At 42.0% G+C, this 25,164-nt stretch carries 24 protein-coding genes and 1 tRNA gene; 10 read left to right on the forward strand and 15 right to left on the reverse strand.

Annotated features, from left to right (window positions below):
• The first annotated feature begins 64 nt into the window (after positions 1-64).
• A complete protein-coding gene (locus tag QTA56_RS04180; RefSeq protein ID WP_267979676.1) occupies positions 65-691 on the forward strand; it encodes a hypothetical protein in 627 nt (208 codons plus the stop codon).
• 51 nt (positions 692-742) lie between these two features.
• On the opposite strand, the gene QTA56_RS04185 is transcribed toward QTA56_RS04180, so the two are convergent.
• Positions 743-1,888 (reverse strand): acyl-CoA dehydrogenase family protein, encoded by a 1,146-nt coding sequence (locus QTA56_RS04185; RefSeq protein ID WP_267979677.1) that lies wholly within the window; start codon positions 1,886-1,888, stop codon positions 743-745.
• A 249-nt stretch (positions 1,889-2,137) separates the two neighbouring features.
• Here QTA56_RS04185 and QTA56_RS04190 point away from each other — a divergent pair, with 249 nt between their 5' ends.
• Positions 2,138-3,136, forward strand: coding sequence for a glycosyl transferase family protein (locus QTA56_RS04190; RefSeq protein WP_267979678.1), 999 nt, complete (start codon positions 2,138-2,140; stop codon positions 3,134-3,136).
• A gap of 44 nt (positions 3,137-3,180) precedes the next feature.
• Here the strand turns inward: QTA56_RS04190 and QTA56_RS04195 are convergent, their stop codons facing one another.
• Positions 3,181-3,453 (reverse strand): YeaC family protein, encoded by a 273-nt coding sequence (locus QTA56_RS04195; protein WP_004679703.1) that lies wholly within the window; start codon positions 3,451-3,453, stop codon positions 3,181-3,183.
• A complete protein-coding gene (locus QTA56_RS04200) occupies positions 3,450-4,358 on the reverse strand; it encodes an NAD(+) kinase (protein WP_004679704.1) in 909 nt (302 codons plus the stop codon). The genes QTA56_RS04195 and QTA56_RS04200 overlap by 4 nt, the downstream gene beginning before the upstream one ends.
• Before the next feature lie 234 nt (positions 4,359-4,592).
• Between QTA56_RS04200 and mrcB the strand changes: the two genes are divergently transcribed.
• Both mrcB and QTA56_RS04210 read left to right on the forward strand, forming a co-directional pair.
• Entirely contained in the window at positions 4,593-6,998 is a 2,406-nt protein-coding gene (mrcB, locus tag QTA56_RS04205; protein WP_267979679.1) for a penicillin-binding protein 1B, read from the forward strand.
• Positions 6,999-7,017: 19 nt separating this feature from the next.
• Positions 7,018-7,590 carry a tetratricopeptide repeat protein gene (locus tag QTA56_RS04210; RefSeq protein WP_267979680.1) on the forward strand — a complete coding sequence of 191 codons (573 nt, stop codon included), beginning with the start codon at positions 7,018-7,020 and terminating at the stop codon, positions 7,588-7,590.
• 7 nt (positions 7,591-7,597) lie between these two features.
• Here QTA56_RS04210 and QTA56_RS04215 read toward each other — a convergent pair whose 3' ends face one another.
• Positions 7,598-8,521: a thiamine phosphate synthase gene (locus QTA56_RS04215; RefSeq protein WP_267979681.1), complete on the reverse strand. Its 924-nt coding sequence runs from the start codon at positions 8,519-8,521 to the stop codon at positions 7,598-7,600.
• 162 nt (positions 8,522-8,683) lie between these two features.
• Between QTA56_RS04215 and hemP the strand changes: the two genes are divergently transcribed.
• The gene (gene hemP / locus QTA56_RS04220; RefSeq protein ID WP_004679713.1) at positions 8,684-8,854 is read left to right on the forward strand and encodes a hemin uptake protein HemP; all 171 of its coding nucleotides are present in this window, start codon (positions 8,684-8,686) and stop codon (positions 8,852-8,854) included.
• 94 nt (positions 8,855-8,948) lie between these two features.
• On the opposite strand, the gene QTA56_RS04225 is transcribed toward hemP, so the two are convergent.
• The 5 genes from QTA56_RS04225 to tsaA all read right to left on the reverse strand — a co-directional run bounded on the left by QTA56_RS04225 (position 8,949) and on the right by tsaA (position 14,054).
• On the reverse strand, positions 8,949-10,283 hold the full coding sequence (locus QTA56_RS04225; RefSeq protein ID WP_267979682.1) for a sensor histidine kinase: 1,335 nt from the start codon (positions 10,281-10,283) through the stop codon (positions 8,949-8,951).
• A gap of 4 nt (positions 10,284-10,287) precedes the next feature.
• The gene (locus QTA56_RS04230) at positions 10,288-10,947 is read right to left on the reverse strand and encodes a response regulator transcription factor (protein ID WP_267979683.1); all 660 of its coding nucleotides are present in this window, start codon (positions 10,945-10,947) and stop codon (positions 10,288-10,290) included.
• A 109-nt stretch (positions 10,948-11,056) separates the two neighbouring features.
• Positions 11,057-11,422 (reverse strand): NirD/YgiW/YdeI family stress tolerance protein, encoded by a 366-nt coding sequence (locus QTA56_RS04235; protein WP_267979684.1) that lies wholly within the window; start codon positions 11,420-11,422, stop codon positions 11,057-11,059.
• An 84-nt stretch (positions 11,423-11,506) separates the two neighbouring features.
• Positions 11,507-13,285: a type IV pilus assembly ATPase TfpB gene (gene tfpB, locus QTA56_RS04240; RefSeq protein WP_267979685.1), complete on the reverse strand. Its 1,779-nt coding sequence runs from the start codon at positions 13,283-13,285 to the stop codon at positions 11,507-11,509.
• Between the two features lie 34 nt (positions 13,286-13,319).
• On the reverse strand, positions 13,320-14,054 hold the full coding sequence (tsaA, locus tag QTA56_RS04245) for a tRNA (N6-threonylcarbamoyladenosine(37)-N6)-methyltransferase TrmO (RefSeq protein ID WP_267979686.1): 735 nt from the start codon (positions 14,052-14,054) through the stop codon (positions 13,320-13,322).
• 100 nt (positions 14,055-14,154) lie between these two features.
• On the opposite strand from tsaA, the gene QTA56_RS04250 reads away from it, so the two are divergent.
• A complete protein-coding gene (locus QTA56_RS04250) occupies positions 14,155-14,934 on the forward strand; it encodes a ferredoxin--NADP reductase (protein WP_004679719.1) in 780 nt (259 codons plus the stop codon).
• Positions 14,935-15,072: 138 nt separating this feature from the next.
• On the opposite strand, the gene QTA56_RS04255 is transcribed toward QTA56_RS04250, so the two are convergent.
• On the reverse strand, positions 15,073-15,633 hold the full coding sequence (locus tag QTA56_RS04255; protein ID WP_267979687.1) for a TetR/AcrR family transcriptional regulator: 561 nt from the start codon (positions 15,631-15,633) through the stop codon (positions 15,073-15,075).
• A 452-nt stretch (positions 15,634-16,085) separates the two neighbouring features.
• On the opposite strand from QTA56_RS04255, the gene QTA56_RS04260 reads away from it, so the two are divergent.
• Positions 16,086-16,946 (forward strand): hypothetical protein, encoded by an 861-nt coding sequence (locus tag QTA56_RS04260; protein ID WP_267979688.1) that lies wholly within the window; start codon positions 16,086-16,088, stop codon positions 16,944-16,946.
• 403 nt (positions 16,947-17,349) lie between these two features.
• Here QTA56_RS04260 and QTA56_RS04265 read toward each other — a convergent pair whose 3' ends face one another.
• Positions 17,350-17,568, reverse strand: coding sequence for a cold-shock protein (locus tag QTA56_RS04265; protein ID WP_004679548.1), 219 nt, complete (start codon positions 17,566-17,568; stop codon positions 17,350-17,352).
• A 214-nt stretch (positions 17,569-17,782) separates the two neighbouring features.
• Positions 17,783-17,859 (reverse strand) — tRNA-Met (locus QTA56_RS04270).
• Positions 17,860-18,134: 275 nt separating this feature from the next.
• Between QTA56_RS04270 and ruvC the strand changes: the two genes are divergently transcribed.
• Positions 18,135-18,680 carry a crossover junction endodeoxyribonuclease RuvC gene (ruvC, locus tag QTA56_RS04275; RefSeq protein ID WP_267979689.1) on the forward strand — a complete coding sequence of 182 codons (546 nt, stop codon included), beginning with the start codon at positions 18,135-18,137 and terminating at the stop codon, positions 18,678-18,680.
• A gap of 1 nt (position 18,681) precedes the next feature.
• On the opposite strand, the gene QTA56_RS04280 is transcribed toward ruvC, so the two are convergent.
• Positions 18,682-20,247: an NAD(P)H-hydrate dehydratase gene (locus QTA56_RS04280; protein ID WP_267979690.1), complete on the reverse strand. Its 1,566-nt coding sequence runs from the start codon at positions 20,245-20,247 to the stop codon at positions 18,682-18,684.
• Between the two features lie 21 nt (positions 20,248-20,268).
• On the opposite strand from QTA56_RS04280, the gene queG reads away from it, so the two are divergent.
• The gene (queG, locus tag QTA56_RS04285; RefSeq protein WP_267979691.1) at positions 20,269-21,393 is read left to right on the forward strand and encodes a tRNA epoxyqueuosine(34) reductase QueG; all 1,125 of its coding nucleotides are present in this window, start codon (positions 20,269-20,271) and stop codon (positions 21,391-21,393) included.
• Positions 21,394-21,472: 79 nt separating this feature from the next.
• Complete coding sequence (bioB, locus tag QTA56_RS04290) at positions 21,473-22,468, forward strand: biotin synthase BioB (RefSeq protein ID WP_267979692.1); 996 nt, start codon at positions 21,473-21,475, stop codon at positions 22,466-22,468.
• Positions 22,469-22,539: 71 nt separating this feature from the next.
• On the opposite strand, the gene ahpF is transcribed toward bioB, so the two are convergent.
• Both ahpF and QTA56_RS04300 read right to left on the reverse strand, forming a co-directional pair.
• Positions 22,540-24,105, reverse strand: a complete 1,566-nt coding sequence (gene ahpF / locus QTA56_RS04295) for an alkyl hydroperoxide reductase subunit F (RefSeq protein WP_267979693.1) — start codon at positions 24,103-24,105, stop codon at positions 22,540-22,542.
• Positions 24,106-24,232: 127 nt separating this feature from the next.
• Complete coding sequence (locus tag QTA56_RS04300) at positions 24,233-25,150, reverse strand: hypothetical protein (RefSeq protein WP_267979694.1); 918 nt, start codon at positions 25,148-25,150, stop codon at positions 24,233-24,235.
• Positions 25,151-25,164: the final 14 nt, after the last annotated feature.

Consider the following 25,164-nt stretch of genomic DNA (forward strand, 5'->3'; position numbering starts at 1 on the left):
CAACATTTCTTTAGGAAAGCTTGGGATATAATTTATTCAATATTCTCTTTAATGCAATAAAATAATGAATAAAATCATTCTATTTTCTATACTTAGTCTTGCCAGCATTCAATTAACGGGCTGTATTGGATGCTATAACCCTACAGGTTGCAGCCGTGACACCTCACCTTACTACATCACCACAACAACGACTCAAGTACGTGGAATTACGGTGCCACCACAGAGCAAGCTAAAATATAAAGCTCAGCATTCTTTTCAGAAAGAACAGCAAACACAGCCATTAAATGAAAAAGATTTGACTGATATCCAGCTACCGCCTGATACGGCAATCATTTGGGGTGGAATGCCATCTTATATGTTTATTCAATTCTTTAATTCACAAATGAAAGGTTTTTCTGTTTATCCTGCTGATGGGTTCTCTCCCCAATCAACAAATGAATTTATCAGGTTGTGGCAAAGTTGTGGAAGTACTCTGGATGTGACCTTAAAAAATCCACATGACTGGTCGTTTAATCCTGACAATATGGAAGTCCGAGGTTGCGGTGTAAATATTCAAAAAAGAAGTGAATATAATAAAAATTGGCCTAATCAGGATCAGGCAGATGCGTTTCTCATTAAAATCAATCAGGCATTACAGAAATTGCCAAAACAACAAAGCTATCCTGTGGTGCATACCCCAATAGAAAAATAGTATCTATCATAAATCAGCCTGCTCGAAAGCAGGCTGATTTATCAAGATTAATTAAGCTTTACCAATCAATCCACGTGCCACGATTTCCTTCATGATTTCATTGGTACCACCGTAAATACGCTGGATACGTGCATCAACAAAGAAGCGTGAAATTGGATATTCAGTCATATAACCATAGCCACCAAATAACTGAAGCAAGTTGTCAGCAACTTTCATTTGCATGTCAGTACTGAAGCTCTTGAGTGCAGCCGCAGTTTCAACATCCAGTTTGCCCTCATTATATAAAGCCACGTTTTGATTATAGAAAGCGGCAGTTGCCAATTCATCAATCTTCGCCTGAGCCAATACGAAACGTGTGTTCTGGAACTGGGCGATTGCCTGACCAAACGCCTGACGCTCTTTTACATAAGCGGTTGCCATATCAATTGCACCACGAATGGCACCAAGAGCTGTCGATGCGATAGCAGTACGCTCACGTGGTAATTCCTGCATTAAATAAGCAAAACCTGAACCTGCATTGCCCAATAACTGGTCTTTAGGTACTTTCACATTATCAAAGAAAAGCTCTGAGGTATCTTGTGAATGCAAACCAATCTTGTCCAGATTAGTGCCTTTCTTAAAACCATCTAGATGTGTATCAACCAACATCAGTGATACACCTTTGGCACGGGCCTGTGGATCAGTCTTCACTGCCAGAACCACAACATCAGCATGCTGACCATTTGAGATAAAGGTTTTAGAACCATTTAACACATAATGATCACCCTGCAAAATTGCACTGGTACGCATTGCCTGCAAGTCTGAACCAGCACCAGGCTCAGTCATACCAATTGCCCCAACCACTTCACCAGACACCATTTTTGGCAACCAGTACTGTTTCTGCTCTTCTGACCCAATATGTTGGATATAAGGTGCAGCAATTTCAGAGTGACACGAAATACCAGTTGATAAGGCACAATAACCAGCACGCGCAGATTCTTCAACCAACATCAATGAATAATGGGTTGGTACGCCATAACCACCATATTCTTCTGGCACGTCTACGCACAGGAAGCCATTTTCACCCAACAATGTCCAGACAGAACGCGGCATAATGCCCTCGCGTTCCCATTTTTCATAATGAGGTGCAATGTGTTCACTCATAAAACGTTTAAAGTTGTCACGGAAGAGTTCCAAATCTGCATCGTAAGCTAACATCTTTATTTCCTTTCGCTTTCATTTTTCTTGAAAATTTGCTTCGCAGCCATGCTAATGATTTTTAGGTAGGATGTCATGTCCCTTTTGCATCAAATCACCCGACTGATTCGGTCAATAATTTTGTTTGTAGCCATTATTTTCGAGACCCAATTGCTTATTGAATAAACAGAACCTCTGATTTTTTACGCTAAATGCATCACTTTTATGTCATATTAATTTTAATTCTTCACCATGACTGCAAATACGATCATGAATACCAAACGCAATATTTATAAAGATGCTGAACATCCTTTCGCCCAATACATACGAATCATTGGTAAGGGTAAGACAGGTGCGCGTTCACTAACTTATAATGAGGCCTATCAGGCTTTTAGCATGATCTTAAAAAATGAAGTGCTTGATGTTCAGTTGGGTGCTTTTTTGATGTTATTACGTGTTAAGGAAGAATCTGTCGATGAACTGGCTGGTTTTGTTCAGGCAATACGTGATCAACTTAATTTTCAACCGCTGGATGTTGATCTGGATTGGTCATCATACGCAGGGAAACGTAAACATTATCCGTGGTTTTTATTGGCAGCCTTAACACTGGCACATCATGGCTATAGAATAGTGATGCATGGTGCATCAGGTCATACCATTAACCGTGTGTATACGGAACAAGTTTTACAATACTTAGGCTATTCGATTTGTCAAAATGAACAAGATGTCCGTGATCAATTACAACAACATCATTTTGCATTCTTACCTCTTGAGGTCATCTCACCGATTCTGAGCGAACTCATTTCACTCCGAAATGTCATGGGCTTACGTTCACCTATTCACACCCTTGCACGTTTAATTAATCCTTTTAATGCCAAAGCAACCTTGCAAGCCATTTTCCATCCAGCTTATCGTACATCGCACCAACACACCGCTTTCCGTTTAGGCTATCAAAATAGTGCGGTGATTAAAGGTGAAGGAGGTGAATTTGAGCGTAACCCTGATGCAAAAACCCTTATTTGTGGGATTAAAAATGGTGAGTTATATGAGTATGAATTACCCAAACTGACACCTGAACGTAGCCCGATTGAAGAAGAACTCGATCTTGAAGTGTTTAAGGCAGTCTGGTTAGGTCAGCAGCAACATGAATATGGTGAAATGGCTGTCACTGAGACCATGGGAATCGCTTTATATACGATGGGTGTGGCCAGTAGTTTTGATGAGGCGATGGTTAAAGCAAAAGAGCTTTGGGAAAGTCGAAAAATTTAGGCTTCATTCATTAAAAAACCCAGTGTTTTTACTGGGTCTTTAATTTAAACAAATCGAATCGGTTTAAATTCAGGTTCATGCTTGTGATGATCATCATCACATTCCTCACCCTCTTCTTTTGTACCACGATCAATATAGCCACTACGCTGTTCTTCTGGTAAATGTTTCATTTCCCATGCATAAACAGCCTGCATACAGGTTTCACGTTGTTCTTTGGTCAATGCAATACCATTTGGCCATTTGCCAATTTCAACGGCTGTCTTTAAGCGCTCAACAATTTCAGGATTTAAAACAGCGAGCATTTGTTCAATATTCATGAGTCATCCTGTTGAAAAGATTCGAAATCTTGATTCCAGCCCAGTTTGGTACGGCAAGCCATATAAAAATCGTACCCAGGCGGATGTAATAAGCTTAGTTTAAACGGATGTTTGCGAATATGCACAGTGTCACCCACATTTAATGCAACGCTGTGTTGTCCATCGGCGCTGACCATGGGTAAAACCCGATTTTCACGAATGGTAATTTTAATCTCACTTTGTCCACCAACCACAATCGGACGAGAGGACAAAGTATGCGGATGCATGGGCACCAATGCAATCGCATCCATACTTGGATGCAAAATAGGTCCACCACCAGACAATGCATATGCTGTCGAACCCGTTGGTGTGGAAACAATTAAACCATCGCTGTGCTGGCGATAGACATATTGCCCATCAATACTGAGTTCGAAGTCAATCATATGGACTGATCGTCCAGAATGTAGAACCACGTCATTTAATGCAATTGCATCATAAATGGTTTCACCATTGGATCGAATTTCCATTTCCAGCAGGAAACGGCGATCTAGTTGAAAATGTCCCTGCAACACCTGATCTAGCTTAAAGATTGCTTCGGCAGGTTTAATGTCGGTTAAAAAGCCCAGTCGCCCACGGTTAATACCAATCACAGGAGTATTGTATCGAACCAAGGCGCGTGCAGCATGGAGTAGTGAACCATCACCGCCCACCACAATCACTAAATCCACGACTTCGCCCAATAAATTACGGCTGACAGTCTGTCCATGGCTATAAGGTACGAGTTTCGCTGTTTCCTGATCAAAGACAGGATTTAAACCTAAGGTGATCAAGTGATCATGAATCAAACATAAGGTTTCTACTACAGAATCTTTATCTGGTCGCCCAATCAAACCAATATTTCGAAAGGATTTATGTGAAATTTGCACGAATAATTCAGCTCCGCTGCGCTTCCTGACTATCATATCATTAACTATCAGAATTTCGTTGACGATTGATTAAAAAGTATAAAAATGTCTATTCGTTGTTTTTTTACCCACTTAATGTCAACACATTCTTAAAGTTTTTATTGCATGTTGCTATTTATTCACAGTTTTACGATTGCAAATTGCGCATAAGCTATCGCATCATTAGCCCCATTGTTTTGATTTTAACGCAAATCTATGAAGTGTGAACGTGGTATCGGTTTTCTTGCGCTAATTTTTTCCATTTTAGTGATTGGTGTTTTTATTGCCTTTAGTATCTATCTGATCCGTCTGGATAATATTATTCGCAATAAGTTTGAAGGTCAGCGCTGGGATATTCCAGCCAAGGTATTTGCTCGTCCTCTAGAAATCTATGCAAATGCGCCAATTACTCAGGAAAACTTCATTCAGGAACTGAAATTACTGGGTTATAAAAATACCGCAAACTATGAAAAATCAGGTAGCTATGTCACCCAAGGCAACCAGATGTATGTACATACACGTGGTTTTGACTATGGTGACAGCAATGAACCTGAACAGGTGCTTGAAATTGGTTTCCTGAATGGGCAGGTCGGTGAAATCCGCTCAACCAAACCATCAAGCACAGGCATTGCACGGCTGGAACCTTTATTGATTGGTGGTATTTACCCACAGCATAATGAAGACCGCGTACTCATTAAACTGGATAAAGTACCGAAAACGCTGATTGAGGCCTTGATCTCAACTGAGGATCGCAACTTCTATCATCATCATGGTATTTCAGTTCGCGGTACCGCACGTGCTCTAGTCAGCAATGTTACGGGTGGTAAACGCCAAGGTGGATCAACCCTCACACAGCAGTTGGTGAAAAACTTTTATCTTTCCCCTGAAAAGACACTGAAACGTAAAGTCAATGAAGCCCTGATGGCGTTATTGATTGAACTGCATTACAGCAAGGATGAAATTCTTGAAACCTATCTGAATGAAGTGAATTTAGGTCAAAATGGCAGTTATTCCATCAATGGTTATGGTCTGGCTTCACAGTTTTATTTTGGTTTACCTTTACGTGAACTGAATATTTCCCAACAAGCCTATTTGGTTGGACTAGTACAAGGCCCTTCTTTATATAACCCTTGGCGTAATCCTGAGGCGGCAAAAAAACGCCGTGATGTTGTGCTGAACAACATGAAAGTCATGGGCTATCTCAGTGAGGCGGAATATCAGGATGAAATTGCACGTCCTTTGAATGTAGTAAGCAAACCGACTTTAGGACCTGCGAAATTCCCTGATTTCCTTGATATTGTCCGTCGTCAGCTACGCACTGAATATCAGGAAAGTGACATTACCAATCAGGGTTTAAGAATTTTTACCACCCTGGATCCAATCACACAGATTCAGGTGCAAAATGCGTTTAAAAATTCAGTTGATCGTCTGGCGAATGCCAATCCTGCCCGTTTAAAGAACTTACAGGGTGCCATTCTTGTCGCTCATCCAGACAATGGTGAACTGGTTGCCGCTGTGGGATCGACTCAGGACTTTACAGGTTTTAACCGTACAGTGGATGCTAAACGTCAGGTAGGTTCTTTATTAAAGCCGATCATTTATTTAAATGCACTTGAGTCAGGCCGTTATACATGGGCAAGCCCAATTGAAGATACAGCCGTCAGTATTCCAATTGATGGTGATAAAAACTGGACACCCAAAAATTATAGTGGTGGTGAGCATGGTGTGGTTCCAATGCAGCAGGCTTTGGCAAACTCATACAACCTTTCTACTGTACGTTTGGCGAACGAGTTTGGCCTATCTACATTCACAAATAAGCTCAGACAGTTTGGGGTAAGTTCAGATATTCCAGCCTATCCATCCATTTATCTGGGTGCGGTGAATATGTCACCAATGGAAGTGCTGAGTGTTTATGGAAACTTCGCGACAGGCGGCTTTAAATACCCTACCCGTTCTATCCGTACTGTTGTGGATGCAAAAGGACATTTATTAGAGCGTTATGGTTTGAATGTACAGCAAACCATTGACCCTGCCGCCGCCTACATCCTGAATTATGGCTTACAACAAGTCATGCGTTCAGGTACAGGCCGCTCTGCCTATGGCAGCTTGCCTGAATCACTGAATCTTGCAGGAAAATCAGGGACAACCAACGATACACGGGATTCATGGTTCGCGGGTTATTCTGGTAATCATGTCGCTGTGGTCTGGTTAGGGCTGGATGACAACAAGGTTACTGGTCTGACAGGTTCCTCTGGTGCATTGCCAGTCTGGACCAATGTCATGAAACAGCTTCGTCAGGAACCTGTAAATCTTCGTCAAACCGACAACGTTCAATGGCAGTGGATTGATAGCGCCAGCGGTGACCTTTCTGCCGAGGGCTGTGATGGCGCATTGTATATTCCATTGCTTCGTCAAACTGTACCTCGCCGTGCAACGGTTTGCGGTCAATCTCATTATGAAGTTGAACCAACCTATATGCCTCAGGGTGGTACATCAGAAAATGATCATGATGATGGCATAAACAACTATATTCGGGAAAGCGAAAACCAGATGGACAATGATTTATCAAATCATACGCCAACACGCATCATTTCCAGTGGTAGCTACAGCGGTGAAAATTAATTTCTACAGGGATTTGGACATGATCAAGAAAATAACTTTCGCAATTGGTGTACTTGTACTGGCTGGCTGTACCGCCACCCCAGAAAAAGTCACGACCACTAAACCTATCAATCCACCAGCAGGCACGAATACGCAGAAGAAAAAAGTGACTCCGCCTGCTTCTGGTGTAAAAGTCATTCCATATGACCAAAAAGAGATTAAGCGGCAAACCGTGACTCCACAGGTTGTGGTACCTGAACAAAAGGTGCAGCAGAAGTTTAGTAATGATGGTGCTCAACTCCCCGCCTTTAGGACCCTGATGCAAAAAACCCAGACCGCTTATAAAAGTCAGCAACTTGCGGAAGCAGAACGTTATGCACTTCAAGCCCAACGGATCGCACCGCAGGCTTCTGAAACCTATTTATATCTGGGTCTAATCGCCAACCAGCGAAAAGAGTATGCCAATGCCGAGGCTTTGGCACGCCGCGGTTTAAGCTATGCACAGAGCAATGCCATGAAAAAGCAGCTTTGGACAATTGTGCTTCGTGCCAGCGAAGCACGCAATCATCCAGTCAAGGCACAGGAAGCGAAAAAAGCAATTCAGTCACTTTAGAGCCTTGTTACTGGATTGATTCAAACTGGCGAATCCCCGCAAGTCCATAAGCATGATGTTTTTGGGCTTGTTCCAAATCTGTAGGCGCAACACCACCCAAAGCAAAAACAGGAATATCACTTTTTCCAGCGAGTTCAGCGAAACCCTCCCATCCCAATACTTTCGCTTCAGGATGCGTCTCGGTTATATTCACAGGACTTAAAAGCACCGCATCACAGCCAATCTGATGTGCATGTTGCAATGAAACTGCATCATGACACGCTGCAATAAAACGTTTCCCTACAATTAATTCACCTTTCTTTAATCCCATCAGCTGTGATTGTTTTAGATGAACCGTGTTAATTTTTTCCTGAAATGCTGAATCCAGCTGATTCCAGATTTCAAAATTCACAATGAGTTTTTGATGCTGCTCATCAGTGAGTGTTTCTAACTGCTGCTCAATGGCATCAATATTTTCATCCTGTGTCCGCCAATAAAATAGACTTTCCTGCTGCGGGAGTTTGGCCAACTGTTCATTCACCTTAATCAGATGTGGCCACATCAAACGTTGCAGAATCACATCATTGGCTTTAGGAAAATTTAATTCTTTCAGTTGGTCACGACTGTACCAAGCCCAAGGCTGGTGAATCAGTTCCAGCAATTCATCTGGTACATAGGCATGGAATAGATGCAGGTTCACAATCACATCATCATATTCATGGCGAATCACATCAAAACGATGCCAGTCCTTTAAGCCAATGCCCACCTCTTCATAAATTTCCCTGCGGCAGGTCTGCTCAGGCGTTTCTCCCTGCTCAACCTTGCCCCCAGGAAATTCATGCTTATTGCCCTGATGTTGATTGGCTTGACGCCACCCCACCAATACCTTGGATTTATGCAATAAAATTGCAATCGCAACATCAATGACATTCTTTGCTATCACAGCCCACATCCCTCATCTCTACAGAGTAAATCCCTGTCATTCATCAATTTGCACATCGTTCTGAAAAAAACTTATAAATGATTTTGTAAATTATTTAAATTTACATTGACAGGCCTATTCGATAATGATTATCATTTAAAACGTTAGATAATACACCACGGAGCATAACAAATGAACGCACCATTCAACCTATTCACTCGTAGCACTGATGCAACTCAATCATTACCAATGTTGCATTCAAACAACCTATTTGCCCTAGGCCGTGAAATTCGCATTATGCACGCTGGTGAAGAGTATCGCCTACGCCTCACTCGTAACAACCGTCTGATTTTAACCAAGTAAAATAATAATAATAATCGGATAATAATAAACGTGGAAATAGCAGTATGTCAGCGCGTACTGCTTTTTAATTCACCTAAAAAACCAGAATAAAGCTTTAGGTAAGCAATCTGACCACGACTTTTAATCCGCCATATGAGGATGGCAGCAATTCCATTTGCCCATGGTGTAGTTCAATAATTTTCCTACAAATGGATAAGCCTAAACCCGATCCCTGTGTCTTGGTTCCCAAAGCACGATAAAAACGTTCTCCAAGATGCTGCAAGACTTCTGGATCAATGCCTTGCCCCTCATTTTCAATGCTCATTTCCAGAGACTGCCCCTGTTTATTCAGGCTGAGATAAACACAGCCTTTTGCTGGCGTATAGCGTATGGCATTATCCAGCACATTACGGATACAGGTAAAAATCAGTTGTTGATTGGCAACAATCCTATTGTCCTGTTCGGCTACTGGAATCTGCTGCTGAATCTGGATTGCTTTTTCCTTGATAAAGGGTGTTAAAGCCTGAATCGCCTCGTCAATCACTGTGTGCAAGGCAAAATGTGCCTTGGGCAGGTTCTCAGCATGTTCAGGGTCTAAACGTGCCAGCAGAAGCAAATTTTCCAGCGTTTGGGTCCCTCGGCTAATATCCTGTTGCATGGAGGCAAAATCACTGGCGCGTTCTGGATATTTACGTTGTAAAAGCTGTAAACGCATCTGAATCGCAGATAAGGGCGAACGCAGCTCATGCGAAGCATCCGCAGTAAAACGCTGTTCGGCTTTTAGCGACTGATCCAGACGTTGCAACAAATGATTTAACTGCCCTAACATCGGCTGCAATTCCTTAAATTTAATGCTGGAAGACTGGATTGGCGTTAGATCATCTGCATTTTTCTCTGAGATTTGATCGGATAATTGATGAATCGCCCTAAACTGTCGTTTGACCAGAAAATGCAGTATGATCCACTGCATCAGCCAAAGCATAATCAGAATGAGAGAATAGCCAGCAAAGCTATGCATCAATTCTTTAAAGCGATCACCCAAAGGTTGTAACAGCAACACCTGCATGTGGGACTGGTGATCTTCCACCCGATAACTACGCCAGAGCTGTCGCTCCTGCCAGATAAAGCCATACTGATCATCGCCTGTATTCAAGGTGTAATACTGTTGCTCAAGCTGGAAATCCTCAGACTGGGTCAGAATCTGTTGCTGGTAGCTGAGGCGATACTGGATATCAAACTGGTCACTCAGCTCATCAATCTGCTGCCCTGATGTTGAGGTCAGATCAGCAATCAGTAACATATCCGAGATTTCATCCATGATTTCATCTTGGACCTGCATGGTTTGATAGATTGAAATCACCACAAATAAAAGCAATGCCACAGAACCCGCAATCACTGAACTGATCAGTGAGGTTTTAATTAGCCTGCTTTGTAGCGACACCACTTTCATAAGCTTAATCCTGATGCATGCGATAGCCTAAACCACGAATGGTTTTGATATATTGCCCGCCAATTTTCTTGCGAATCTGGTAGATATACACCTCGATGGCATTACTCTCGATTTCCTCACCCCAAGCATACAGCGATTCTTCCAGTTGCTCACGGGTCAGGATGTGTTCTGGCTTTTGCATTAATTTATGTAAAATCTGAAATTCCTTTGCTGTCAGGTTGATGACTTGACCTGCCTGCATCAATGTTTTGGCTTGCGGATCAAGCTGTAGATTGGCAAAAGTCAAATATTGGCCTGCCTGAGTCTGATGTTGCCGCAGTTGTGAGCGCACCCGTGCCGACAATTCTTCCAGATTAAACGGTTTGACCAGATAATCATTGGCACCCAAATCCAGCCCCTCCACCCGATCATGAATGGCATCTTTGGCGGTAATAAAAATGACAGGCGTATTGGAATTTTGATGGCGAATGCTTTTTAGAATGTCATCCCCCGAAGCCTTGGGCAAACCGCGATCCAGCAGGATACAATCATATTGATGCTGCTCAACCGCCAGTATCGCATGATCCCCGCGCTCTACCCAGTCGACGCTATAGCCATCCAGCTCCAGCCAGTCCTTGATACTTTCTGCCTGAGAGGCATCATCCTCAGCCAATAAAATTCGCATAAAGCCACCCTCTCATCTGATCCATCCCCATCCATCATGCCTTTAAAATAAATCACATGCAAAAAAACCACATGCTGATCATGTGGTTTTTTTGACAATATTGCAGTGATTAGAATTTCACCTGATCTACATCCACTTCTACACGCTTGGTCGGTTTATAGTCGATGTCGATTTCACCGATAATGGTTACAGGTGTTTTGGCAGAAACAGGCTGCCCTTGCCATAAATCATCATCAATATCGACGGTGATGCTGCCTGTCTGGTCGCTAAACTGATATTTCTCATCACCTGTTGCCTTGACCACATAGCCCTTAAGCTGAACAGGGGTGTCATCCTTTAAGGTCAATGCCTGTTTCACCGTAGTGATTTGTGTAGGCGCCAATGCCTGCTGATTGACTGCCGTCGTATTCGCAACCGCAAATGTTGTTGCACCAACCAAACCTGCAATTACAGCAACTTTAGAAAATACGTTCATTTTAAATTCCTCATCTTTGTTGATCATCTCGATGGAGTCATTAAAACAAAACAAGATGAGGTGAATCTTAGGCGATGAAAAAACTTAGCTTAATGGCACCACCCGAAGCACTTCTTCCAATGTGGTCACGCCCTCAATCACCTTACGCGCCCCTGCAATACGCAAAGGTTCAATGCCCTCTTTCTTGGCTTGTGCACGTAAATGATCCAGTGTGCCATTCGCACTAATGATGGATTTCAACTCCAGACTGACTGGCATAAACTCATAAATACCGACACGTCCCTTATAACCTGTCTGACGACACACTTCACATCCAACGGCCTTATACATCGTGGTTGGCATATCCATCATATAGTCAAAAGTCAGGTGTTCCCATTCCTGCTCATTCATGGAAGTTTGCTGTTTGCAATGCGGACAAAGGCGACGCACCAGACGTTGTGCCAATACACCCAGAATCGTGGCTGCGGTTAAAAATGGCTGCACCCCCAGATCATGCAGACGGGTCAAACTGGATGGCGCATCATTGGTATGCAGGGTTGAAAGTACCAAATGTCCTGTCAGTGCCGCCTGAATCGCCATATTGGCAGTATCATGGTCACGAATTTCCCCGACCATAATAATGTCAGGGTCTTGACGCATTAAGGCACGTACCCCATCGGCAAAACCCAGTTCAATATTGGGATTGACCTGCATCTGGTTAAAGCTGGGTTCCAGCATTTCAATCGGGTCCTCAATGGTACAGACATTGACCTGTTCAGTCGCCAGTTGCTTGAGTGATGAATATAGCGTGGTGGTTTTACCCGAACCTGTTGGCCCTGTCACCAGAATAATCCCATGACTATGTTGCGTCAGTTGCTGCCAGCTTTGTAATAAATGCCCCTCAAAACCCAACTGTTGAAAACTGCGTACCAGCACTTCTGGATCAAAAATACGCATCACCAGCTTTTCGCCAAAGGCAGTTGGCAAGGTCGATAGACGCAATTCGGTTTCCTGACCTTTTGGGGTACGTGTTTTTAAACGTCCATCCTGCGGTTTACGCTTTTCCGCAACATTCATTCGACCCAAAATTTTAATACGAGAAATCACGGCAGTCAGCGTATTGGCAGGCATGTTATAAATGGTATGCAACACCCCATCGATACGGAAACGCACCTTACCCTTGTCTTTTCGGGGTTCAAGGTGAATATCACTGGCCCCTTGTTCAAAGGCAAATTGCAGCACCCAGTCCACCAATTTGACAATATGCTGGTCATTGGCATCGGGATTCTGGGTATCGCCCAACTGTAACAAGGCCTCAACGCCTTTATTGTCACGGTCAAAGGCACTGGTATTTTGTGAGGAACTGACCGCACGGCTGACTTGGTAGTATTCAACCAAGTAACGTTGCAATTGCTCAGGATTGAGTAACACCCGTTCAATCTTTCTGGGCGCTAAACTGCGCTCCAGATTATTTTGCCATTCCGTTAAAAAAGGCTGATCTGTACCGATCAGAATCCGATCTGCATGAACTTCAACAGCCAGAATATGATTCCGTACTGCAAACTCCTGTGACATAACACTGGTTAATGCCGCCACATCAGCTTTTAGCGGATCAATTATAAATAAGGGAACTTCGGCTTTTTCAGCTAACCACTGACATAAACGATTCAAGGTTAAGGTTGTGGCAGGATTGAGTTGATCTTTTAAATTAAAATTGGCAATCCACTGTAAGGGATGCCATTTCAACTGGTCTTTTTGACGATGAGTGGTTTGAATAAACAGTTTATCCCGTTCCGTAATTCGTCCATCTTTTTGTAATTGTTCCAGACACCACGTTACATCAATCGAAAAAGAAAAACCTGCAAATTTTGCCTGTGCTTGCATAACCGTCAAATCCCCAAATTTATGATTTATATTTTTAACTTACCTGTTCCACAGCAATGACTGTGACATTGCTTTCATCGACTTTAAAACGAACATTCAAGTCTGCAAAACACATTCCATAGACTCGTTCAGCATCTTCCTGATAGGCAGGACGAGGGTCTAAAGATAACACCTGTTCCAGTTCATCGAATACCTTTTTATTTAAAATAGCCTGCTTTAATAATTGCTGTTGTTGTGTTTGTGCAGTTTCTGTCCAGATCACTGATTTACGTACAGGTTCATCCTGAGCATAACCACTACTTGCATCTGGCACTGCATCCGAATACTGGATATAAGGTTTAATATCCAGAATCGGTGTGCCATGTAGTAAATCACTACCCATCACATAAAGTCGCACGCTTTTCCCTTGCTTTTCTACTCGTAAAAACTGCACCACGGATAGACCGATTGGTGCTGGACGATACATGCTTCGGGTGGCAAACACCCCCATTTTCTGGTTCCCACCTAAGCGTGGTGGTCTCACCTGCGCACGAAATTTAGCCACTTGGTTTGAAGCGTTATCATTTTGTTTATTCTCATGAAACTGCCACAACAACCATAAATGGCTAAACGCCTCAACTCCCTCAAAGGCCAGAATATCGTTATAAGGTGCCACCATCTCTATATAAGACTCGACCTGTACCAGATTTGGCTGACGCGGAATACCAAACTTTTCACGGTAGGGAGCATGCATGTAGCCGATAATCGGCATCTCAACTAAATTACTCATCACTTTTTCTTATAAACACAATTAAATATATTCAGTTTATCGAGAATGATTTTAGATTAGAATAGCAACCTGTTTCTTTTAACTGTGATCGAGACCTTGAATGGCTGCTTTTAACGTTGAACGCATTACTCATGTTCACCACTGGAATGACACACTTTTTAGTTTTAAAACAACACGTGACACCAGTCTACGTTTCAAAAATGGTCAATTCGTCATGATCGGTCTTGAAGTGAATGGCAAGCCTTTAATGCGTGCTTATTCGATTGCAAGCGCGAATTATGAAGAAGAACTGGAATTCTTCTCAATTAAAGTACAAGACGGTCCATTGACTTCTATTTTACAAAAAGTACAGGTTGGCGATGAAATCCTGATTTCTAAAAAACCAACAGGAACGCTCGTACACGACGATTTATTACCAGGTAAAAATTTATACCTTTTATCTTCTGGTACAGGTCTTGCTCCTTTCCTTTCTCTGCTTCGTGATCCTGAAACTTACGAAAAGTTTGAGAAAGTGATCATGGTTCATGGTACACGCTATGTTTCAGAGCTTGCCTATCAGGATTTAATCCTGAATGAACTGCCAAACAATGAATTTTTTGAAGAACTGGGCATCAAGGATAAATTGGTTTATTACCCAACCGTAACCCGCGAGCCATTCCATACACAAGGTCGTGTCACCACTGCTATTGAAACTGGTGAACTGTTTGAAAAAATCGGTTTACCACGTTTTAACCGTGAGACAGACCGTGCCATGCTCTGCGGTAGCCCAGCATTCCTGAAAGATGTGGCTGCCCTGCTAGACCAACATGGCCTGGTTGAATCACCACGTATGGGTGTTATGGGTGATTATGTTATTGAACGTGCTTTTGTAGAAAAATAACTTTTTCATGATGTACAAAAGAACCGAGGTGAATACCTCGGTTTTTTATTTTAATTTTTATTTAAAATATTATTAAGAATTTATTTATATTAATTTATACAAAATAGTTTATTTAGAAATACTGTATTTATTTAAAAATCAAGCCGCATCTAAAGTAATCAATCTTTCAATGTAATACCAGCACTCCTCAATTTTCGCATGGTCTTTATTAACTTTCGCATATGCTGTCATACCATCCAGAATATTAATATACATTGCTGTCAATACATGTGGTTGAAACACTTTGGCTTTCTCAAAAAGATTCTCTAATAATCCCATCAACCATTCCCTATATTCTACAATCGGGCGAATAATCGATGGATATTGCTGCAATATCTCCAATGAAGCCTTTTGAAACATGCATCCATGAAAATCATCTGAATTAAACCAGGCTAAATGCCAAAAATAGACAGCCTTGATTTTACCCAAATAATCGTCTTCTGCTTTCAGGCTAATTTCCTGCTCAATCGCTTCCTGAATACTCTTATTTCTTCGGGACAAACACTCCTCAATCAAGCTCTCTTTGGAGGGAAAGTACTTGTAGAACGTCATCTTGGCAACACCAGACTCACTGATAATTCGATCTACCCCGACAGAACTGTAGCTATAGCAATTGAAGAGACGAAGAGCCGTTGCAATAATATCTTCTTTTTTAGACATTTTATTATCCTTTTTAAATTCTATCAAAAAGCTTAATATATTATTTAGACATAGTTTAAATGCTGGATAAATCTGGCAACTATGTATTGTTTATCTTATTTTAAGAGCATTTAAGAAAATATAAAACATTTCTTCACTGTCTCTGTTATTAAGTTAAGCAAAAATGAACATATAAACAAGATGATTTGTAAAAAAATTTTTCTAATTAAAAAATTTTTAAATATATCGTGAAATAGTTCACCTTTTATTTAAAGTTAAGTTAATTAATAACGTATATTATCATTTTTTAGCCTATTTAATAAATTGATTTCACAAAAAAATCATTTTATATTTAAATTATCCAATAAAAAGATGTTTGGTTGATCTAATTCGTTATATTCATAAACAACCAAAGAAATCGAACTAAATAATTGGAAAAGCAATAATATTTATTAATACATGAGTACAAGACTATGCCAAAAAAATTTGAAAATTTTGACAGCCCTAGACAGAATGCTATAGACGGAATGAAAAATAGTATTTCTGCTGAACTATGGAACAAGAACTTGAACTTTCTGAACGCCCTGAGAGCAGAAATTTCAAATCATCCTGTTTCCAAACACCCTGCTATCCAGCTTTTAAATGATGGTTTAATTGACAAGGAAACGCTCAAGCATATCCATCTGGAATACCGTCATGCGATTGTTCAGGTATTTACCGATGCCCTGCTCATGGCACAGTTCCAGACCAAACAACTGGAACCTCGCCTTTTGTCTGGTTCCAAAATGTTCCCTCGTTTCCTGCTCAACCTGAACATTCTTGATGAATTTGGCTTCCGCCCAGGCTTGGATCAAGAGGGTTATTATTCAGGCAATCCACAATATGCCCACTATCCTCTGTTTGAAGACGTTCTCAATGACTTTGAGCTCAGCCAATCAGAACGAAATGATTATCAGCCATCCATTATTGCCCAACGGGTACGTCGTTATTTAGAGGATTCTTTTGACCGCTATGAAGCCGTTTCTGCATTGTTGGCTGTTGCTGAAGAAGAAGTGATTTTATTTAGCCCAGCACTTCGTCAGGCGACCCATGCAGTTGGTTTTGATGTGGATAGTGGCTACTACTATGTGCATGGTGTATCCCACGATGCAACAGCGGAGGCAGCTGATGATGACCATGAAGATGATTTATGGTTTGTATTGGCTCAAGCCTGTGAAGAATCAGACTACGACTCAATTCGCCAAATTTGCCTGGAATATTGTGATCTATGGCAGCAGTTCTGGGATGAGCAAATCGCAACCTATCAATACGAAACGTTTAAGAAACTTGCTTAACTTTATGACCTGCTCCATTGAGGAAAAGCGCCCGAGAGCGCTTTTCTTTTTCTTATAGACCAGTTGCTATTAATACAACAAAACTAAATAACAACGAGCCGAAAGATCTTTTACAATGTACATGAACTTCTTGTTCAACCTTTTGCGTATACTGCTCTAAGTTTTCCATAACCTAATGCTCATTTAATGTACTGCAACTACTAATTTGCCTAAACAATCTATTAAATGAAATTAGCAAAAAGTCGTAGATCATACTAGGACAATAGTTTAACCATATGGTCTAAATGTGACAAAATTCAGCACTTTCTAAAAAATAATCCTGAACCTGAATATTTTTATTCTATCCATTTAATTTTCAGATAAAAAAAGCTCACCAAAGTGAGCTTTTTTTCAAAAGATTTTATTAGTTCTGGGCAACTACGGTGATACCCGTTGCCTGAGGACCTTTTTTACCTTGAGCAACAGTAAATGATACGCGTTGTCCTTCATGAAGAACCTTGAAACCATTGCTTTGGATTTCACTGAAATGAGCAAATACATCTTGCCCAGAATCGGCATGAATAAAACCAAAACCTTTAGTTTCATTGAACCATTTAACTGTACCAGTCACAGAATTAGACATAAATTAACCTATATACAAAAATACTTTGGATGCTTAGCAGCAATTAACTGGAAATAATAAACTCTGAAACTAAATCTGATAAAACGAAAGGTTTGGTTAAACTACGAAATCTAAGATTTGCTGAATCAACAGTATTATTCTTCTAGTTATTATTTACTATACACGCTTTCTCTTAACACGCAATCAATATCTGTTCATATCGATATACAAAATTTGGATGCGGGGGCTGGATTTGAACCAACGACCTTCGGGTTATGAGCCCGACGAGCTACCAGACTGCTCCACCCCGCATTAGGGAGTTAGCGTTATACGCCCATAGGCTGGATAATGCAAACTATTTTTAGAAATTTCACTTAATTATTAAAATAATGCTTATTTTAAGTACAAATTCAACAATAAATCAGCTTTATAGCCAGTTCAATGTACTTCAGCCAGAATTTACATAAATGATTGTATGCTCAATAAAAAAACTATTTTCTTATAATTCAAAATACTACAAAAATATTATGCAGTAAAAAAACTATTATGTAACAATATTGGAAGTTTTTTGATTTCTTTAGTGCCTCATGTCGCTCATTATTGGTATTGATCCTGGTTCACGTTTAACAGGTTATGGAATTATCGAAAAAGATGGTAACAAATTGCGTTTTGTTGATGCAGGAACCATTCATACCGAAACACAAGCAATGCCTGAGCGTTTAAAACGCATTTTTGCGGGTGTTGAGCGGATTGTTAAATTTCACGGTCCAACTGAAGCTGCGGTCGAACAAGTGTTTATGGCACAAAACCCTGACTCTGCCTTAAAACTTGGTCAAGCACGTGGCGCTGCGATTGCAGCACTGGTGAATTTGGATTTAAATGTAGCGGAATACACCGCACGTCAAATTAAACAGTCTGTGGTGGGCTATGGAGCCGCTGAAAAAGAACAGGTACAAATGATGGTAATGAAATTACTCAATCTTAGCATTCAACCACAAGCCGATGCTGCTGATGCACTTGCTGCTGCCATTTGCCATGCTCATGCTTCAGGAAGCATGAGTAAAATGGCAGTATTGAATGCTTTAGGCGGAATGGCGCGAGGGCGGAGTCGTTCTAGTAGTCGAAGACGCTAGCTTATTGATTTACGACCTTATAAATCAATTTCCCCATTTCATGTGCCTGTAAACCTCTCATGCCATTCTCAGCGAGTAAGTCTCCTGCGTATGCATGTAGACTCACAATTTCATGCAATGCGATCTGTTGATGAAATTGGGCCTTTAAACTGGCAATCATCCCTGCCAACACATCACCCATACCCCCTGTTCCCATCCCTGCATTACCTTGTGTACAGATAAATAGTTCATCTTCTAAAATTAAACTACCTGCACCTTTCAATACCCATTGCCCTGCATATTTTTGTTGCAGTTGTTGAATTGCAGCGATTCGATCTTGTTCAATATCAGCAGGCTTGCAACCTAACAAAGTCGCAGCTTCACCTGAGTGTGGTGTGGCATAAATATGCTGTTTTAATTTTTGCTGATACTTTGCCAGAAACCAAAGTCCATCCGCATCAAGCACGACCTCTAAATGCGAACTTTGATTGAGTGAATCAAACCATTGTTGATAAATCTGTTCTGCCCATTCATCTCGCCCCAACCCCATACCAAAACAGACAGCATCCACATGGTTTAATAATGTTTGGATTGCATCTTGATCCAATGCATTAATATCCCGCACCATAATGTTTGGTGAACGCGACAAAATCGCCTGATGATGTTTGGCATGACAGACCACGCTGACTTTTCCTGCACCTGCATGAAAGGCAGCTTCAGCTGACATCATCACTGCTCCGCCCATATCCGCATGCCCACCTACGACCAGCACGTGCCCATAACTGCCTTTATGGCCAAAGGCCTGACGTTTAGGCAAAGCGATTTTTTCAGGGGAAAGATAGGCGATTGGTTTTAATTCTGCATCAGTTGGAATCAAGCTAACTAAATGTATTCGCCCGACATATTCCTTGCCTTGTCCAGTAAACAGCCCTGCCTTATATCCTAAAATGGTAAAGGTTTGATTTGCTTGAATTGCACAGGGTAAAGCCTGCCCTGTATTGGCATGCAACCCACTTGGAATATCGATTGAAACTTTTAAACCAGTTTGTGCATTAAAGCATGCAATAATAGTTTGCCAATGCTGATCAAGTACTCGGTTTAAACCAATGCCAAACAAGGCATCAATATGACAATCAACCTCTCCTAACCTCTCCTTAAAAAGGAGAGGAACTTCATGGATTATATAAGGTATTGAATACGTGGAAGTCTCCACCCTATCAGGGGGGAGATTTAGAGGGGGGTATGGAAATCGTTGAATGTTGACCTGATACGCTTGTGCATATTCATAAGCTTGTTTTAAATCAGGTGATTGACCAAGTTCTGTTGCATAAACAGTCACCTTAAAGCCATGCTGTTTGAGAAAAGCCGCAATATAATAGCCATCACCCGCGTTGTTGCCTTGTCCGCACCATACTGCAATTGTTTTAATATTTTTTTGTTGAAACTGTTCAATCAGTTGTTGGGATATTGCCCACGCTGCTTGCTGCATCAAGCCAAGTGATGAGTTTTGCTGTGCAAACCAGCGTTGCTCCCATGCTTGAATACTTTGGCTATCATAAACTGGGCTATGGTAAACTGAACCTTGCATGTTTTCCCCTATTATTGGTTTATGGCTTCTACCACATCATCTGAGAAACTGTCTCAAAAAATCAGGCTACAACAGCTTGATCCTCAAGAGCTTAAAGCGTGGATAAAAGCACAGGCTTTGGCTTTGGGCTTTTCTGATTGTGTCATTGCCAAACCAGATGCTCAAGATCAAATGCCGCGTTTTAAGGAATATTTAAAGCGTGGTTATCATGCAGATATGCACTATTTGGAAGAAAATCTGGAAAAACGTGCTGATCCAAAATTGCTCGTTCCTGGCACAAAAAGTATTATTTGTGTGCGAATGAACTATCTTGTGGCATCACCCAAGCCCCGTTATGTACCATTTGAACCAAATTCAGCCATTATTGCGCGTTATGCACGTGGGCGTGATTATCATAAAATCATGCGTGGACGGCTTAAAACCTTAGCCACCCAAATCAGGGAAAAAGTGGGCGATTTTGAATCACGCCCGTTTGCCGACTCGGCCCCTATTTTTGAGAAATCTCTGGCTGAAAGTGCGGGTATGGGTTGGACAGGCAAACATACCCTACTCATCCATAAAAAATCAGGTTCCTTTTTTGTTTTAGGTGAATTATTCACCTCGCTTGAATTGCCTTTTGATCAGCCTGCGACTGCACATTGCGGTTCATGTACCGCCTGTATCGACATTTGCCCAACCCAAGCGATTGTTGAACCTTATATGCTGGATGCCAGAAAATGTATTGCCTACTTAACCATTGAATATAAAGGCATCATTCCAGAAGAATTACGTTCAGGCATAGGCAACCGTATTTTTGGCTGCGATGATTGTCAACTGATTTGCCCGTGGAATAGTTTTGCCAAAACTGCATCCATTCCAGATTTTAATCCCCGTCATGGTCTAGATCACATCAGCCTACTGGATATCTGGCAATGGGATGAGGCGACTTTTCTTACCAATACTGAGGGCAGTCCAATACGCCGTACAGGCTACCAATCCTTTAAGCGTAATATTGCAATCGGGCTTGGAAATGCGCCATACTCGACTGAAATCATAAGCCAATTGCAAGATGCAAAAATGTGGCACGATGAGATCGTCAATGTACATATTGACTGGGCAATCCAACAGCAATTGCAACAGGCGACAATACATGGCATGGAAAAATGATGCTTTTTGCCCTTTGGCTTTGGCACGATTTCTGTATGATGAATCTCAGTGTTTGTAATCAATCATCATGGATATAACAATGACCTTACGTAATGACTGGACTCGTGATGAAATCCAAGCTTTATATGATCAACCCTTTCTAGACTTAGTATTTGAGGCGCAAGGCGTTCATCGTCAGCATTTTCAGGCAAACACCATTCAGGTCAGCACCCTGCTTTCAATCAAGACAGGTAAATGTCCAGAAGACTGTAAGTATTGCTCACAATCGGCCCATTATGATTCAAAACTCGAAGCGGAAAAGCGGATTGCAGTGGATAAAGTCATTCGTGAGGCACAGGCGGCAAAAGAGTCTGGTTCTTCCCGTTTCTGCATGGGTGCGGCATGGCGCAATCCACATGAGCGTGACATGCCTTATGTATTGGAAATGGTCCGTGAGGTGAAAGCGTTAGGCATGGAAACCTGTATGACTTTGGGGATGCTAAACCTGTCTCAGGCAGAGCGTTTAAAAGATGCAGGCTTGGATTATTACAACCATAACCTCGATACTTCCCGCGAATATTATTCACATATTATCAGCACCCGTACCTTTGATGATCGTTTAAATACGCTTGACCATGTGCGTCAGGCAGGTATGAAAGTCTGTAGTGGTGGGATTGTTGGTTTAGGTGAAAGCCGTAATGACCGTATTGGTTTACTGCATGAACTTGCAACCATGCCTGTTCACCCTGAATCTGTGCCAATCAACATGCTAGTCCCGATTGAAGGCACACCACTTGCCGATGTTGAAAAGCTGGATGTGACCGAATGGATTCGTACCATTGCGGTTGCGCGTATCATTATGCCGCACAGTTACATTCGTTTATCTGCGGGTCGTGAGTCACTCAGCGACTCTGATCAGGCATTGGCATTTATGGCTGGAGCGAATTCACTATTCTCTGGTGATAAGCTTCTGACCACACCAAATGCTGGTGAAGGAAAAGATCAGGTCTTGTTTGCCAAACTGGGTTTAACCGCAGAAAAGCCAAAACCAACTGTTGCAGAACTTTCCATTGATGCCATGAGCATGAGTGCATAAACGAAAAAGCCTTGTCAATTTTAGACAAGGCTTTTTTCTATCGGCAAATTATCAGTAATTTACAATTAGACTTACACACCAGAACGAATCATGTAGTCAAAGGCGGACAGTGATGCCTTGGCTCCCTCACCCGTGGCAATGATGATCTGCTTGTACGGCACGGTGGTACAGTCACCTGCGGCGAACACACCCTTGACACTGGTTTCATTACGGTCATTGATCACAACCTCACCACGGTTGCTCAACTCAACCGCACTGTTCTTCAGGAAATCGGTGTTTGGCAACAAGCCAATCTGTACGAAAATCCCTGCAAGCTCTACTGTATGTTCAATCTCAGTGGCACGGTCCTTGTATTTCAATGCCGTTACCTGTGAACCATCACCAACAACCTCTGTGCTTAGTGCATTCAGGATCACGGTGGTGTTTGGCAAACTGTTTAGCTTGTCCTGCAATACCTGGTCAGCACGAAGCTTGGTGTCAAACTCAACCAAAGTCACATGCTCCACAATTCCTGCAAGGTCAATTGCTGCTTCTACACCAGAGTTACCCCCACCAATCACCGCAACACGTTTGCCCTTGAACAGTGGACCATCACAGTGTGGGCAGTACGCAACACCACGGGTACGGTATTCAGCCTCACCTGGGACATTCATCTCTCTCCAGCGTGCACCTGTTGAAAGGATGATGGTTTTCGATTCAAGTTTGGCACCATTTTCCAGTTCAACCTCAACCAGACCATTGGCAGTTTGATCTGCGCCTGTGATCTTGCTGACACGTTGCAGGTTCATGATGTCCACGCCATATTCACGTACATGCGCTTCCATATCCTGGGCAAACTTTGGACCTACAGTTTTTTGTACCGTGGTAAAGTTCTCAATGTCCATGGTGTCCATGACCTGACCACCAAAGCGTTCAGCCACGATGCCTGTTTTGATACCCTTACGTGCCGCATAGATTGCAGCTGTACCACCTGCAGGACCACCACCAATCACCAGCACATCAAAGGCATCTTTGGCATTGAGTTTGACTGCATCTTTCTCGGCTGAGTTGGTATCCAGTTTCGCTACTATTTCTTCCAAAGTCATACGGCCCTGACCGATATGCTCATTGTCCTGAAACACCATTGGTACGGCCAAGATTTTGCGTTCCTCCACCTCATCCTGAAAGAAAGAACCATCAATCATGGTGGCGGTGGTGTTTGGATTGTTGATTGCAATCAGGTTCAGTGCCTGTACCACATCTGGACAGTTATGGCAGCTTAACGATACAAACACATCAAAGTTGGCGGTTAGGTTTAGACCCTTGATCTGGTTTAACACTTCATCAGAGACTTTAGGGGCATAGCCAGACACCTGCAACAATGCCAGAATCAGGGAGGTAAACTCATGTCCCATTGGCAGGCCAGCAAAGAATACACGGGGTTGTTCACCTGCCTTGGCCACACCGAAGCTGGGACGGCGAGCGTTTGAACCATCAAAACGCGCCGTAACCTGGTCGGAAAGTTCAGCAATCTCAGTCACAAGCTCTTTGATTTTTGCGGCTTTGTCAGAATCATCTAAAGCAGCGACTAACTCGATTGGGCTTTCTAAACGTTCAAGGTAGGCTTTTAACTGGGTTTTAATATTTTGGTCTAACATGCAAATCTCCAAATTCTCAGCAGTTTAAGTCAGCTAAATTCATTTCATGAGGCTATAGTACGCAAAACCATTGAATAGGTAAAACAGTATGTTTTTATGAGTTTAATCGGATAAACCGAATTAAGACTTAATAAACATCAAGCTTTTGACTAATGCGTGCACGGCGATTTTTTAGATGCTTGGCGAGGATATATAGAATTGCACTCAAAGCTGCAACCAAAAGGATCATACTCCATAGAACCACATTTACGATTTGTGAAACACGCTCTGCCTGTTGCGCACGTAAATCCAGTGGTTGTGTCAAAGCGGTGATACTTTTGCCATAAAGTTGCTGCTGCATGACCCATAACTGCTCAGGTTTAAAATCATATTCTTTAAACTGAACTGGGTTATTTTTTTCAGCAGCAATCAACTGACTCACATAAACATTTGCTGTCTTTCGATCAACGGGCTGATGTAGTAAAGCGACTTGGGCCAACACATAAGCTTTTTCTGTTGATGAAATATTAGCTTGCTGTAGGTCCTGCGCAATCTGGCTTTCAACGATATTGTTCTCATAGCTCATCCATTGCTGATAGGCCTTCTTGGTTTCATCTTTCCAGTCATATTGCAAATAACTCAAACCTGACCACAGCAGAATAAAGGCAATAACCCATGCTAAAATTCGCTGGGTCCATGCCTGAAAGCGACGCTGAAAAAATCTCAGCTTCTTCGCCCAACTGATCAGTAAAAATGCGCCAATAAATGAGACAAATATTTTAAGGAACAGCCAGCCAAACCAAGACAGCAAATTAAAGAAATAATCAACAGGCTGTTTAAAGGGAACGAGTTCCTGCACATGATAGGGCAAATCCAGTGCCTGAACATGCATGGAAAGATCAAAGAAACGATAGATAAACTCTTTTTGCAAAAACAGGGATGCAATGATGACAACCGCCAATGTGCTGGTCAGGAAAAACCAGATCATCAGGTGACGTTGGCGTTTCTTTAAAATATCTAAACGCTGATCAATCGGCTGTACACTCAAATCGTCTATGGGCGACAATGATCTTTCCTCTT

It is taken from the genome of Acinetobacter thutiue (assembly GCF_030385805.1).
Classification (GTDB): Bacteria; Pseudomonadota; Gammaproteobacteria; order Pseudomonadales; family Moraxellaceae; genus Acinetobacter; species Acinetobacter corruptisaponis.

Bases quoted from the DNA above. Each gene is read 5' to 3' on its own strand.
- tsaA (WP_267979686.1), bottom strand. From the start codon at position 14,054: ATGAGTAATTTAGTTGAGATGCCGATTATCGGCTACATGCATGCTCCC.
- QTA56_RS04195 (WP_004679703.1), bottom strand. From the start codon at position 3,453: ATGAATATTGAACAAATGCTCGCTGTTTTAAATCCTGAAATTGTTGAG.
- hemP (WP_004679713.1), top strand. From the start codon at position 8,684: ATGAACGCACCATTCAACCTATTCACTCGTAGCACTGATGCAACTCAA.
- QTA56_RS04230 (WP_267979683.1), bottom strand. From the start codon at position 10,947: ATGCGAATTTTATTGGCTGAGGATGATGCCTCTCAGGCAGAAAGTATC.
- QTA56_RS04265 (WP_004679548.1), bottom strand. From the start codon at position 17,568: ATGTCTAATTCTGTGACTGGTACAGTTAAATGGTTCAATGAAACTAAA.
- QTA56_RS04225 (WP_267979682.1), bottom strand. From the start codon at position 10,283: ATGAAAGTGGTGTCGCTACAAAGCAGGCTAATTAAAACCTCACTGATC.
- mrcB (WP_267979679.1), top strand. From the start codon at position 4,593: ATGAAGTGTGAACGTGGTATCGGTTTTCTTGCGCTAATTTTTTCCATT.
- QTA56_RS04255 (WP_267979687.1), bottom strand. From the start codon at position 15,633: ATGTCTAAAAAAGAAGATATTATTGCAACGGCTCTTCGTCTCTTCAAT.
- QTA56_RS04180 (WP_267979676.1), top strand. From the start codon at position 65: ATGAATAAAATCATTCTATTTTCTATACTTAGTCTTGCCAGCATTCAA.
- QTA56_RS04235 (WP_267979684.1), bottom strand. From the start codon at position 11,422: ATGAACGTATTTTCTAAAGTTGCTGTAATTGCAGGTTTGGTTGGTGCA.
- QTA56_RS04260 (WP_267979688.1), top strand. From the start codon at position 16,086: ATGCCAAAAAAATTTGAAAATTTTGACAGCCCTAGACAGAATGCTATA.
- ruvC (WP_267979689.1), top strand. From the start codon at position 18,135: ATGTCGCTCATTATTGGTATTGATCCTGGTTCACGTTTAACAGGTTAT.
- QTA56_RS04215 (WP_267979681.1), bottom strand. From the start codon at position 8,521: ATGTGGGCTGTGATAGCAAAGAATGTCATTGATGTTGCGATTGCAATT.
- queG (WP_267979691.1), top strand. From the start codon at position 20,269: ATGGCTTCTACCACATCATCTGAGAAACTGTCTCAAAAAATCAGGCTA.
- QTA56_RS04250 (WP_004679719.1), top strand. From the start codon at position 14,155: ATGGCTGCTTTTAACGTTGAACGCATTACTCATGTTCACCACTGGAAT.
- QTA56_RS04210 (WP_267979680.1), top strand. From the start codon at position 7,018: ATGATCAAGAAAATAACTTTCGCAATTGGTGTACTTGTACTGGCTGGC.
- bioB (WP_267979692.1), top strand. From the start codon at position 21,473: ATGACCTTACGTAATGACTGGACTCGTGATGAAATCCAAGCTTTATAT.
- ahpF (WP_267979693.1), bottom strand. From the start codon at position 24,105: ATGTTAGACCAAAATATTAAAACCCAGTTAAAAGCCTACCTTGAACGT.
- tfpB (WP_267979685.1), bottom strand. From the start codon at position 13,285: ATGCAAGCACAGGCAAAATTTGCAGGTTTTTCTTTTTCGATTGATGTA.
- QTA56_RS04190 (WP_267979678.1), top strand. From the start codon at position 2,138: ATGAATACCAAACGCAATATTTATAAAGATGCTGAACATCCTTTCGCC.
- QTA56_RS04280 (WP_267979690.1), bottom strand. From the start codon at position 20,247: ATGCAAGGTTCAGTTTACCATAGCCCAGTTTATGATAGCCAAAGTATT.
- QTA56_RS04185 (WP_267979677.1), bottom strand. From the start codon at position 1,888: ATGTTAGCTTACGATGCAGATTTGGAACTCTTCCGTGACAACTTTAAA.